This window comes from Domibacillus aminovorans (assembly GCF_001643235.1).
GTDB lineage: Bacteria > Bacillota > Bacilli > Bacillales > Domibacillaceae > Domibacillus > Domibacillus aminovorans.
This window is the reverse complement of the sequence record NZ_LQWY01000005.1, coordinates 285,332-298,024: the sequence shown is the minus strand read 5'-3', so window position 1 is coordinate 298,024 and position 12,693 is coordinate 285,332. Positions and strand designations below refer to the sequence as shown.

The window sequence follows — 12,693 nt, the reverse complement described above, 5'->3', positions numbered from 1 at the left end:
ATATTCCCTTCAATGGTCGTGATGATGATCTAGCAGCCGGATTCCATGTCCGTATAAATGAGACAGTTCCTGCTCATCTAATTGAATAAATTGTTTCATACTGCCATGAAAATGCAAATATTTATTCAAGCAGGCAACATGCGTCACTTTATCCTTAATCGTGCCAATATCGTGTGTTACAAGCAATAACGTCATGCCAAGTTCTTTATTTAAATGCGTGAGCATATGATAAAACGACTCGACATTTTGTCTGTCTACACCGACAGTCGGCTCATCTAAAATTAAAATAGACGGATTGGAGACGATGGCCCGAGCAATAAAGACACGCTGCTGTTGTCCTCCTGATAAATCACCAATATTGCGTTTTAAAAATGACTCCATGCCGACCGCTTTGACCGCTTTTTCAACCGCTTCTTTTTCCTTTTGTCCTGGACGATGAAACAAGCCCATTTTTTTTGCGAGTCCGCCCATGACCACTTCATGAACCGTCGCCGGAAATCCCGTATTAAATGAGTTTGCTTTTTGTGAAACGAAACCGATTCGGTCCCAATCTTTAAATTTTTGCTGCGGAGTGCCAAATAAGACGACGTCCCCTTCTTTTGGTTTTAACAGTCCAAGAATAATTTTGAGTAACGTAGACTTGCCTGACCCATTTGGACCAACGAGACCGACAAATGCTCCCTGTGGCACAGATAAATTAATGTGCTTGAGAACACTTTCGCGGTCATACCTGAAATTCACATCGCGAATATCAATGACGGTCTTCTGTTCCATATCGATGATGACTCCTTTATCAGTAAGAATGATTACGATTTAGATGTGATTTAGTATACAGCATGAATGCTGTTAAGTAAACGAAGCCGTTTCAAGAAAGGGGAATGATGATGCAGCCTCTTCACGATCTAGTGAACAAACGAGTGCAACATATTACCAAAAACGAATTACTCGAACAAGCGGCAAAATTCAATGTGTCTGTGACAGATGAGCAAGCTCGTGACTTTATTCACTGGCTGTCAACTCATAAAGTCGATTTGTTTTCGGAACAAAAACGGACAGAGCTTTTTCAGACAGCTGAACGCATTCTCGGCAAGCGAGAAGCGGGCGCATTAGAAGAGATGCTCCGTCCTTATAAACACTTTCTTAAACTGTAATGCCTGCCTGTACTTTTTCCCGCACGCCTTCATCAAATGTTTTCGCTTTCAACATGGCGATTTCATGGAGGTATGGCGGTTTTTTCGTGTTTTTATCTTCACCAACATACGGCGTTTCCAATATTTTCGGCACGTCTCCAAGTTGTGAATGATGTACAATATAATTCAGCGCATCAAAACCGATATGACCGAAGCCGATATTTTCGTGACGGTCTTTCCCTGCACCTCGCTCATTTTTACTGTCATTAATGTGAAGCACTTTTAACCGATCAATGCCGACAATTCGATCAAATTGTTCGAGTACACCATCAAAGTCTTCTTTTATATCATACCCTGCATCATGTGTATGGCACGTGTCAAAACAAACAGACAATTTATCGTTTTGCGGTACCATATCCATAATCATGGCAATTTCTTCAAAACTGCGGCCACATTCTGTTCCTTTGCCAGCCATCGTTTCAAGTGCAATCTGAATGGTTTGATCACTTGTTAGCACTTCGTTCAAACCTTCAGCGATTTTTTTTAAGCCTGCTTCTGTCCCTGCTCCGACGTGTGCACCGGGATGAAGGACAATTTGACTAGCACCTATCGCGGTCGAACGTTCAATTTCCATCCGTAGAAAGTCGACACCTAGCTGGAACGTTTCCGGCTTAATTGTATTGCCGAGGTTAATAATGTATGGTGCATGAACAACGATTTCATCGATGCCACTTTGCTCCATGTGGAGACGGCCTGCTTCAATATTTAAGTCTTCAATACTTTTTCGGCGCGTGTTTTGTGGTGCGCCTGTGTATATCATAAATGTATTTGCGCCGTATAAAACGGCTTCTTCACTTGCACCGAGCAGCATTTTCTTACCGCTCATTGAAACATGTGATCCGATTTTCACTTTCAAAACTCCCTGTTACTTTTTTCTCGCATCAATACGACGCTGGCGTTTTTGTTGTTTCGCCACTTCAAATTTCCGTTTTTTCTTATAACCCGGTTTTACTTTTTGAGGACGACTCGTAATCGCCCGCACTTTCGGATCAATCGTGTCATCTTTTTTCTCACGCTTTTTGCGACGGTTGCGGTCAGCCGTTTCAATAATCTCCTTATTTCGCACATCACCATGGCGGAAAGTGATATCTCTTTGTTCAAGTCTAGCTATTGAATCTTCATCAGATGGTGCATACACCGTCGCGCAAATACCGGATGCTCCAGCACGCGCTGTCCGGCCAGCACGATGAATATAAAAGTCGAGATCCGACGGCAGCTCGTAGTTGATGACGTGGCTGACGCCTTCAATATCAATACCGCGTGCAGCAAGATCTGTCGCGACAATGTATTGATATTCTAAATCGTGTATTTGCTTCATCATTTTTTTGCGTTCACGCGGTGGCAGATCGCCGTGTATACGGCCGGTCTTCAACCCTTTTTCTAAAAGCTTATTTGCTACTTCGTCCGCTTTTTGTTTCGTGTTTGTAAACACAACCGCTAGATACGGATTAAATGCTACTAACAAATCATGAACGACGTCCACTTTGTCACGGCTTTTAACCGGAATTAATAAATGATCGAGATTAGCAGCAGAAAGACGCCTTGGTTCAATGTGTACATATTCGGGGTTTTCCATATATTTTTTTAAAAATGGTTTTAATTTTTCTGGAATTGTCGCTGAGAAAACAAACATGCCAAGTTTTTCTGGCATACTTGATGCAATCCGATCGACGTCATTAATGAAGCCCATATCAAGCATCAAATCTGCTTCATCCACAACAAACATGTCCGCTTTATGAACAGAAATTGCATTTTCTCCAATTAAATCTGCAATACGGCTCGGCGTTCCGACCATTATGTGCGGAGGCATTTTTAAGCGCTCAACGTCGCGTTTTTTATCCGTACCGCCGACAAAATGGCGCACCATGATGTCTTCATCTGACTCTTTCGCGATTTTTTGAAATGCTTGATAAATTTGTGTTGCAAGTTCACGTGTCGGTGCTGTGATCACAGCTTGTACTTCTTTTTTATTCACATCAATCCGGTTTAAAATAGGGATTACGTATGAATGAGTTTTCCCCGTTCCAGTCTGCGATTGTCCGATTGCACTTTCCCCTTTTAAAATAAGCGGAATTATATTGCGTTGAATCGGGGTCGGTTCTGTAAAACGAAGTGCCTCAATTCCTTTATAAATAAACGGTTTTAATCCGTAGTGCTCAAATGTTTGGTTTGCCAATGGGCTTCTCCACCCTTTCATGATCGATAATTTATGCACGTTATGATGATATACTAAATGAGTCTATAAAGCAAAGGAAGCTTTACTCACCACCCGTCCATTTATTGAATACGATAGAGAAAAAGGAAAGGGTGACAGTTTTGCTGTACCGACATGCTCCAAACATAGGCCGTCGTTTTTATTACCCATATCCGCCTGCCCCACCTGCCCCACCTGTACGTGCGGCATCCATTGCATCAGCTGCATCAGCTCTAAAGTCTGGCAACTGGATGGAACAAGCTCGCCAGGTGATGGCAGCGGCTGAACAAATGAGGCCGCTTATTGAACAATACGGCCCGCTCATGAAAAATTTGCCATCCATGTGGAAACTTTACCGTGCCGTGAATTCGACACCGGATCGTGATGAACGCAGCCCAGAGCCTTCAGAATTTTCAATACCGGTCAAAAAAGAACCTCTCAAAACATCCGAGTCAACACCATGGTTTCCGGGACGAATTAGTTGATTACTTTGTTTTCAGGTCTCCCTCCTTTATAATAGAGAAGAGAAGAATGAGGAGGGCCTATTATATGAAAATTATTAAAATTTCACCACGCGGTTATTGTTACGGTGTCGTTGATGCGATGGTCATTGCCCGCAACGCCGCTCTCGATAAAACACTTCCACGACCCATTTATATTCTTGGTATGATCGTTCATAACAAGCATGTCACTGATGCATTTGAAGCAGAAGACATTATTACATTGGATGGGAAAAACCGAAAAGAAATTATTGAACAGGTCACAGAAGGAACCATTATTTATACCGCACATGGCGTATCACCGGAAGTGCGCGAAATCGCCCGTCAAAAAAACTTAACGACGATTGATGCGACATGCCCGGATGTCACAGTTACACATGATTTAATCCGCACAAAAAAAAGGGAAGGCTATCACGTTATTTACATCGGCAAAAAAGGGCATCCTGAACCCGAAGGCGCTGTCGGTGTTGCACCAGAAATTGTTCATCTTGTAGAAAATAAAGCAGATGTCGATGCGCTTGCGATTGACTGTGATAAAATCATCGTCACGAATCAGACGACGATGAGTCAATGGGATGTGATGGATATTATGGAAGCAATCCAAACGAAATATCCGCACGCTGACATGCATAAAGAAATTTGCTTGGCAACACAAGTAAGACAGGAAGCGGTAGCCGAGCAAGCTGGTGAAGCAGATGTACTTATCGTCGTCGGCGACCCGAAAAGCAACAACTCAAACCGTCTCGCACAAGTGTCGATTGAAATTGCCGGCACAACCGCCTATCGCGTATCCGATGTATCTGAAATCGAAATTGACTGGCTGAAAGAAGCTAAAACCGTTGCAGTGACAGCCGGTGCATCTACACCGACACCAATCGTTAAAGAAGTGATTCAATTTTTAGAAGCATTTGATCCAGAAGACGAATCAACATGGGTACGCGAACAAAAAGTACCGCTAAATAAAATTTTACCGAAAGTAAAAAAGTCTACTTTAACCTCACGTTAAAAAAGCAGATCCGCACGACCGGATCTGCTTTTTCTTTATACAAATTGAAACGGGTCTGTCGGTGTCGTTGACGAAATAAACGTTACATCATACTTTTGCTGTGTCGCTTTTTCTTTTAATACAGCAGCCGTCCCATTTTTCATAATTTTTTCTACATTGTGCCCGGGGTCTACAACGGCTAATCCCTCTGCATCGGCATCATGCGCTGTATGATAATAGAAGTCCCCGGTTACATACACATCCGCCCCATGCCTTTTTGCATCCTGCCAGTATTTATTCCCATCGCCGCCAAGGACTGCCACTTTTTTAACAGAACGAGTCAAATCACCGACAACACGTACACCGCCAGATTCCAATTTTTCTTTCGTGTGACGGGCAAATTGTTCAAGCGTCATCGCTTCCGGCAAATAGCCAATGCGGCCAAGGCCAAGCGATTCACCTTTATTATAAAGCGGGTATAGATCATAGGCCACCTCTTCATACGGATGTGCCTTAAACATGGCTGTCAACACTTTTTTCTCGACACGGACTGGATAAATCGTTTCAATCCGTTCCTCTGAGACCAGTTCTAATCCACCTGATTCACCAATAAACGGTGTCGCCTCTTCTTCAGCCTGAAAACGACCCGTGCCGCTTTGTGAAAAAGAGCAATGACTATAGTTACCGATAAATCCAGCGCCGGATGCACCGAGCGCCTCACGTATTGATTCGGCATGATCGGCTGGCACAAAAACAACGAGCTTGCGTAGTTCTTCCTTATACGTCGGCACTAGGATATCTGTTTTTTCTAAACCGAGCGCATTCGCCAGCATATCGTTCACCCCACCCGCTGCGACATCAAGATTCGTGTGTGCAGCATAGACAGCAATATCATTTTTAATGAGCTTTTCAATTAACCGCCCTGCCGGCTGATCCGTCACTATTGCTCCAAGCGGCCGGTAAATGATCGGGTGATGCGCAATAATTAAATCAACCTGCTCTTTAATCGCTTCATCAACGACACTTTCGAGAACGTCAAGCGCAATCATCACTCGTTTGCATGGTTTATTAAGACGGCCAACCTGCAAGCCGATTTTGTCGCCTTCCATGGCATATGATTTCGGTGAAAATTGTTCAAACAGCTGAATAATCTCATGACCGTTCGGTATTTTCATCGTTCATCACATCCTTTATCCATTGTCTTTTTTTGATTATTTCCTGTTTCTTACGAGCAGCGCCTTCGCTATCTTTTGCACTAGATAACTGCGTCAGTACTTGGTCAATTTGAGTAAGCTCACGCTGCCACTTCAGCCGAAACGCTTCGTTCTGGCTATTCATTAAATACGGACCAAAGTACAGTTCTTTTTCTGTCAGCTTTTTCCCCGCTCCTAAAACGCTGCTAATCACCTCATACAGCTGGCCATCTTCTTCTAAAATGGCTTCGTCTTCAATAATCCAGCCGTTCGAATTAAGCCAAGTTCGAACCGAGTGAGCGGCAATATTCGGCTGAAGCACGAGCTTTTTGACACCGGAGAGTTTGTCAGCACCCTCTTTTAAAATAGAGGCAATGAGCGGACCGCCCATTCCGGCGATTGTAATACATTCCACCTCACCAGCTTTTAATACAGCAAGTCCACTGCCTTTTCGTACGTCAATATGCGCTGAAAGACCAACAGAGGCTACCTGACGCTTCGCAGATTGAAAAGGACCTTCTACTACTTCACCAGCTACCGCACGCGTGACGATGCCTTTCTTTACGGCATAGCACGGCAAATACGCATGATCCGATCCGATATCGGCAAATGTTTTAGCCGGACGGATAAATGATGCCACTGTTTCTAACCTTTTTGATAATTGATTGCTGTTCATCAGTATGTTCACCGCTTTTTTTTATTCAATCTCGTTCATTTTACCATATTCATGATAAAAAAAAGGTCTTCGCAGGATGCAAAGACCTCTTTTTCATTATTATTTAATTTCAGCTAACCATGCAGCCATTGCTTCCGCATTTTCAGCTGGAACAAGTCCTGGTGGCATTGCACCTTTACCGTTTACAACGATGTCCTGAATTTCTTCCTGAGAAAGTCTTTCGCCAACTCCTACAAGAGAAGGACCTACACCGCCTTCATAGCTGCTGCCATGACAGCCGATACATGAAGACTTATAATGACCTTCCGGATCAAATTTTCCACCTTCAGCTACCTCACCTGTCTCTGCTGATGGGTTCTCTTCTTCGGCCATTTCTTTCGCATTGTCAATCCCTTCGAGTGACAAGAAGAACATCAAGCCAATGCCGAATACCATAATCAGCCAAAATGGAATAATCGGATTACGTTTCATTTGTTTCCCCTCCCTTTATGTATACATCAAATTTAAAAAGTACAAACACATTCTATTTTACTTGAAAAATTGATTGGCGAAAAGGCTTATGCTAAAGATTTTTTCTGACCGTTGCAAATTAGACACATTTCATCCCTTAAATACGAAATAAAGAATAACAACAAAACCAAGCAGAGCAGAAACCGTAAAATAAATAAGCCTCAGCTTCATTCCTGTATACAGCCAGAGAAGACAATTCAAAAATAAGATGCCATATAGTGTAAACGGATTTCCATTAAAGAAATATGTGTTCAGTTCCAGGGACAGAAGCAAAAGCATAACAGCCGCTCCTAAAAAAAATACTGGAACCAATATTTTTTTACGTGAAAAGTAAATTGCCAGTAGTAACAGAAATCCGACAAAACTTGTCAAAACTACTGTTTGCAAAATGAATGAAAATTCCGTAAAATAAAGGACAAATATAGAAATTGGCAGAAGCATAATCGCCAGCACTGCAGACGTCAAATGAATACGCTGTCTTTTTGCTCGCCGGCCTGATTCTGTAAAATCTTCACCTTGTGTGTACAAGGCCAGCAAATAATCGCAATAATGCGGTGGTAGCATATTGTTTTCTTTCCAAATTAATATCTCGTTAATAATAATTTCTTTTTTCATTTTGCGACACACCTCAATCTTAAGTAACATTCGTGACAGAAGAGGAATGTCCTTCTTTTTTTCTAAATATATATAAAATAAGCCGGGTGTGGGACCCCGGCTGCTCACTTATTCAAGAAAATCTTTTAGCCGTTTACTGCGGCTTGGGTGGCGTAGTTTACGAAGTGCTTTTGCTTCAATCTGACGAATCCGCTCGCGCGTAACACCGAATACTTTGCCTACTTCTTCAAGTGTACGTGTACGTCCATCATCAAGACCAAAACGAAGACGAAGGACATTTTCTTCACGGTCTGTTAATGTGTCTAGGACATCTTCAAGCTGTTCTTTTAACAATTCGTATGCTGCATGCTCAGAAGGTGACGTTGCTTCCTGATCTTCAATAAAGTCGCCAAGATGCGAATCGTCTTCTTCACCGATTGGCGTTTCAAGTGATACCGGTTCCTGAGCAATTTTTAAAATTTCCCGGACTTTTTCTGGAGTTAGGTCCATTTCTTCCGCAATTTCTTCCGGTACTGGTTCACGGCCGAGATCTTGTAATAGCTGGCGCTGAACACGGATCAATTTATTAATCGTTTCTACCATATGAACGGGAATACGAATCGTCCGTGCCTGATCAGCAATCGCACGTGTGATGGCTTGACGAATCCACCATGTTGCATACGTACTGAATTTAAATCCTTTACGATAGTCGAATTTTTCAACAGCTTTAATTAACCCCATGTTGCCTTCTTGGATCAAGTCCAGGAACAGCATGCCGCGGCCGACATAGCGTTTAGCAATACTGACAACGAGACGTAGATTTGCTTCTGCAAGACGGCGCTTCGCTTCCTCATCGCCTTCTTCAATACGATGAGCAAGCTCAATTTCTTCCTGAGCAGATAACAAATCGACGCGGCCAATTTCTTTCAAGTACATGCGGACCGGATCATTAATTTTTACACCTGGCGGGACACTTAAATCATTTAAATCGAACTCTTCACTTTCTTTTTCAAGCTCTTGAACATTCGGATCGCTTTCGTTGCTGTCTTCCTCAACAAGTTCGATTCCTTGTTCTGTAAGCGACTCGTAAAATTCATCAATCTGGCCGGAGTCTACTTCAAACGAAGCAAGTTTATCCGCCACATAATTATATGTTAATTCACCGCGTTTTTTACCAGTTTCAATAATAAGTTCTTTTGCTTTATCAAGTGTTAATTCAGCTTCTTTGGAACGTGTTGACTTTTCAGTCATGAGTCCCCCTCCTTCCAACATCCTGGCCGTCACATTTAACGGGAAAGCAATTTTTCGAGTGCGATAATTTCACTCAAAATATGCGCAGCACCTACATAATCATGCCGTTTTTCAGCTTCATCCCGCTCTCTTTTCTTCTCTTCAATCTTAAAGCGGCGACGCTGTTTATTGATTTCTTTAACGTAATCCATTAGTTCTTCTTCACTAGGCTCACCACTCACTGTCATCAAGCTGATGTCAACGGCTAGCCGGCGTAATTGATCATCTGGCAGCACCGTCAAAAAAGAAGCTGTGTCCGGCGCGTTTGCTTGTTCATAATACCCTAAAAGGTACGTAAAAAGTGCCTGGTGCTCATCCATTGTAAACGGCTCTCCTTGAAGCATCGTCCGAACGCGATCAGCAATGTCTGGACTTTTCAGCATATGGGCCAGCAGCCGGCGTTCCGCTGTTTCATAACGCGGGTATTGCTTCATTGGCCTTGCTTTCTGAACGAGCATATTTGTTTTCCCGTCTTCTTGACGTATTGGCCGTTCCGCTCTTTTTTTCAGAAAAAATGCTTTCTCCTGCTCCTGCAGTGCTTGAAGTGAAAGTGAAAACTCACCGGCTAGCCGGCGTAAATAATGATCGCGCTCTACTGCTTTTTTCAAACTGGCGATTTCAGCAAGCACATCTTCAATGTAACGAAACTTCTGTGATTCATCCCGCAAATTTTTCCCACGTTTCAAGTATTCCATTTTAAACGCCATTAATGTAAGCGATGCATCTTTTACATAAGCTGTAAATGATTCTGGTCCGTTTCGCTTAATGAACTCATCCGGATCAAGACCGTCCGGAAGTAGCGTTACATTAACAGTTACACCATTCTTATCCAGCATTTGTGCTGCTTTAAAAGCCGCATTCACTCCGGCATTATCGCCGTCATAGCAAATAATGGCTTCATCTGATGTTCGTTTTAACATTTGGATATGCTCTTCTGTAAGTGATGTACCCATGACAGCAACAGATTGATTAAATCCGGCACGCACTGCGGCAATTACATCCGCAAATCCTTCAAATAGGATAAACTGTTTTTGCCGTTTAATCGCTGTTTTTGCCGCATGAAAGTGATACAGAAGACGGCTTTTATGAAAAATCGCTGTTTCCGGCGAATTTAAATACTTTGGCTGCGCGTCACCTAAACTGCGGCCGGAAAAGCCGACTACATTTCCTTTTTCATCCTGGAGCGGAAACATGATCCGTCCGCGAAATCGATCATAATAACGACCGGTTTCTTCATTTTTCAGCAAAAGCCCGGCCTGTTCCATACGAGCTGGATCAAAGCCACGTTTTTGCAACACGTTCAGGCTAAACTCATGCTGAGGCAGCGACCATCCAATTTGAAAGCGGTCAATATCTTCATCTGTAAACCCGCGTTCATGCAAATAATGAAGCGCCTCGCCACCTTCGTTTGTATTCAACAAAAGATGTCGATAAAATTTTGCCATAAGGGCATGCGCTTCAAGAAAGTCTTCATACTCATTTGACTTAAACGATTCATCGTTTTTTTCTGAAGCAGAAATGTCAAGCACCACACCCACACGGTCCGCAAGTCTAGCCGCTGCTTCCTGAAAAGGAATTTGATCCATTTCCATTAAAAAAGTAAATACGTTCCCCCCTGCACCACACCCAAAGCAATGATAAATCTGTTTTTCAGGTGAGACAGAAAAAGAAGGCGAATTTTCTCCATGAAACGGACAAAGTCCAAAAAAATTGCGGCCCTGTTTTTTTAGCTGTACATAATCGCCAATTATATCGGCAATGTCAACTCCCTGTTTAATCTCTTGAATCGCTTCTTCAGAAATTCTTCCTGCCATGTGTTATCACCAGTTGTAAAATCGTATTTTGTATTTATTCTACACGCTTGTTTAGAATCCTTCTTTCAAACGAAAGTTCGTTTTAAAAAACACATTCCGTGCATAAATCATGCATATCGAAATGGAGTTTACATCGTTAGTTTATTCTTTTGAAGGGGTGTCTAAACCTGTTTCAATCACATTTTTATCACAATTTTTTATTATAGATCATTTTTGTCAAAATGAAAAGTACATAATCGAGTGATTATGTACTTTTTCGGCTACGGTACATGCTCATAATAATATTGGCCGTTTCCTCCACCGCTTTGTTCGTTACATCAATAACGTTACAGCCTATTCGAGCTGCTATATTTTCAAAATAAGACAGTTCTTTTTTAATGCGCTCAACATCAGCATAGCTCGCATTGTCATCAAGACCTAGTGAAATGAGACGCTCCTTGCGAATTTGATTTAATTTTTCCGGGCTGATCTTTAAACCGATGCATTTCTCTTTTGGAATAGAGAACAACTCTTCCGGTGGATCGACTTCCGGCACAATTGGCACATTAGCCACTTTCACCCGCTTATGTGCAAGAAATTGTGACAATGGTGTTTTTGACGTACGTGAGACACCGATTAAAATAATGTCAGCTTTCAATAAACCACGCGGGTCACGTCCATCATCATATTTAACAGCAAATTCAATTGCATCCACTTTTTTGAAATATTCTTCATCCAGGCGACGTACAAGGCCTGGTTCAAACAACGGTTCCATTGAACACATCGATTCCAGCTGATCCATAAGTGGACCAATCAAATCAAATATTTTAATGTTTTCTGCTTCCGCTGTCTCCACCATATACTGACGAATTTCCGGTTTGACCAGCGTGTACACAATAATGCCTTGATCTTCTGTTGCCAAGCTGACAACTTCATCAATGTGAGACAGATCTTCTACATATGGAAATCGTTTAATGACCGCAGGACCGCTAAACTGACTCAGTGCTGCTTTAGTTACAAGTTCGGCTGTTTCTCCCACCGAATCAGACACAATATAAATAATAGGATCGTTCACGTCATTTTTGCCGCCTTCCTGTTAATGATCATCATTTGTTAATGAGACAAATGCCCGTGTGATCATTGTTTTCGTGATACGTCCGGTCACTTCATAACCTTTTTCTATTTTTTTAACAACTGGTACGCTATCGATCTGCTTTTCAAGCAAGTTTTTTGCCACATCCAGGATCAGATCGTCTTTTTTACATACCGTAATATTCGGCATTCGCGTCATAATAATATTTACTGGAAGTGAGTTTAGATCCTGCTGGCCAATGCTTGCACGTAGCAAATCTTTGCGCGACAAAACACCAGACAAACAGCCTGAATCGTCAACAACAAACAGCGTGCCAACATCTTCAAGAAAAATCGTCACGATCGCGTCGTACACCGTAGATTGCTCTTTTACAACGACCGGCACTGCCTGAAAATCACGTACGGTCAGTTTCTTTAATTTTTCTGTTAACAGCTGCGTACTGGACTTTCCTGTATAAAAATAGCCAACGCGCGGACGAGCATCCAGAAACCCTGACATTGTTAAAATAGCCAGGTCTGGACGAAGGGTTGCACGTGTTAAACTCAGTTGTTCTGCAATATGTTCACCGGTAATTGGACCATTACCTTTGACAATTTCCAATATTTTTTGCTGCCGCTTATTTAACTCGATTTTCCCCACCACCCATCAAAATAAACCTTAATGTGTTATACGATT

The 12,693-nt window shown here is 42.3% G+C and carries 14 protein-coding genes; 3 read left to right on the top strand and 11 right to left on the bottom strand.

All coding sequences use genetic code 11. The features are described 5' to 3' along the window. Nucleotides 1–9 precede the first annotated feature (9 nt). Complete coding sequence (locus AWH49_RS03595) at nt 10–774, bottom strand: metal ABC transporter ATP-binding protein (RefSeq protein ID WP_063964654.1); 765 nt, start codon at nt 772–774, stop codon at nt 10–12. Nucleotides 775–884: 110 nt separating this feature from the next. Between AWH49_RS03595 and AWH49_RS03590 the strand changes: the two genes are divergently transcribed. Beyond that, nucleotides 885–1,151: a DUF2624 family protein gene (locus AWH49_RS03590; protein ID WP_018393946.1), complete on the top strand. Its 267-nt coding sequence runs from the start codon at nt 885–887 to the stop codon at nt 1,149–1,151. On the opposite strand, the gene AWH49_RS03585 is transcribed toward AWH49_RS03590, so the two are convergent. Both AWH49_RS03585 and AWH49_RS03580 read right to left on the bottom strand, forming a co-directional pair. After that, on the bottom strand, nt 1,141–2,040 hold the full coding sequence (locus AWH49_RS03585; RefSeq protein ID WP_082862654.1) for a deoxyribonuclease IV: 900 nt from the start codon (nt 2,038–2,040) through the stop codon (nt 1,141–1,143). The genes AWH49_RS03590 and AWH49_RS03585 overlap by 11 nt on opposite strands. A 15-nt stretch (nt 2,041–2,055) precedes the next feature. Then, on the bottom strand, nt 2,056–3,366 hold the full coding sequence (locus AWH49_RS03580) for a DEAD/DEAH box helicase (protein WP_082862653.1): 1,311 nt from the start codon (nt 3,364–3,366) through the stop codon (nt 2,056–2,058). Nucleotides 3,367–3,506: 140 nt separating this feature from the next. On the opposite strand from AWH49_RS03580, the gene vrrA reads away from it, so the two are divergent. Together vrrA and AWH49_RS03570 are read left to right on the top strand one after the other, a co-directional pair. Continuing rightward, nucleotides 3,507–3,869, top strand: a complete 363-nt coding sequence (vrrA, locus tag AWH49_RS03575) for a VrrA/YqfQ family protein (RefSeq protein WP_063964652.1) — start codon at nt 3,507–3,509, stop codon at nt 3,867–3,869. A gap of 64 nt (nt 3,870–3,933) precedes the next feature. Then, complete coding sequence (locus AWH49_RS03570) at nt 3,934–4,890, top strand: 4-hydroxy-3-methylbut-2-enyl diphosphate reductase (RefSeq protein ID WP_018393950.1); 957 nt, start codon at nt 3,934–3,936, stop codon at nt 4,888–4,890. Between the two features lie 35 nt (nt 4,891–4,925). Here AWH49_RS03570 and AWH49_RS03565 read toward each other — a convergent pair whose 3' ends face one another. The 8 genes from AWH49_RS03565 to ccpN form a co-directional block, all read right to left on the bottom strand. Then, nucleotides 4,926–6,044, bottom strand: a complete 1,119-nt coding sequence (locus AWH49_RS03565) for a Nif3-like dinuclear metal center hexameric protein (protein WP_063964651.1) — start codon at nt 6,042–6,044, stop codon at nt 4,926–4,928. Beyond that, a complete protein-coding gene (locus AWH49_RS03560) occupies nt 6,022–6,738 on the bottom strand; it encodes a tRNA (adenine(22)-N(1))-methyltransferase (protein ID WP_063964650.1) in 717 nt (238 codons plus the stop codon). Before AWH49_RS03560 ends, AWH49_RS03565 begins: the two co-directional genes overlap by 23 nt. A 99-nt stretch (nt 6,739–6,837) precedes the next feature. After that, nucleotides 6,838–7,209, bottom strand: coding sequence for a cytochrome c550 (cccA, locus tag AWH49_RS03555; protein ID WP_063964649.1), 372 nt, complete (start codon nt 7,207–7,209; stop codon nt 6,838–6,840). A 129-nt stretch (nt 7,210–7,338) separates the two neighbouring features. Then, entirely contained in the window at nt 7,339–7,863 is a 525-nt protein-coding gene (locus AWH49_RS03550) for a hypothetical protein (protein ID WP_018393954.1), read from the bottom strand. Nucleotides 7,864–7,971: 108 nt separating this feature from the next. Then, nucleotides 7,972–9,093, bottom strand: coding sequence for an RNA polymerase sigma factor RpoD (gene rpoD / locus AWH49_RS03545; RefSeq protein ID WP_018393955.1), 1,122 nt, complete (start codon nt 9,091–9,093; stop codon nt 7,972–7,974). A gap of 35 nt (nt 9,094–9,128) precedes the next feature. After that, nucleotides 9,129–10,946, bottom strand: a complete 1,818-nt coding sequence (dnaG, locus tag AWH49_RS03540) for a DNA primase (protein WP_034286136.1) — start codon at nt 10,944–10,946, stop codon at nt 9,129–9,131. A 244-nt stretch (nt 10,947–11,190) separates the two neighbouring features. Next, entirely contained in the window at nt 11,191–12,000 is an 810-nt protein-coding gene (locus AWH49_RS03535) for a pyruvate, water dikinase regulatory protein (RefSeq protein ID WP_034286137.1), read from the bottom strand. Nucleotides 12,001–12,021: 21 nt separating this feature from the next. Next, nucleotides 12,022–12,660, bottom strand: coding sequence for a transcriptional regulator CcpN (gene ccpN, locus AWH49_RS03530; protein ID WP_063964648.1), 639 nt, complete (start codon nt 12,658–12,660; stop codon nt 12,022–12,024). Between the last annotated feature and the right edge of the window lie 33 nt (nt 12,661–12,693).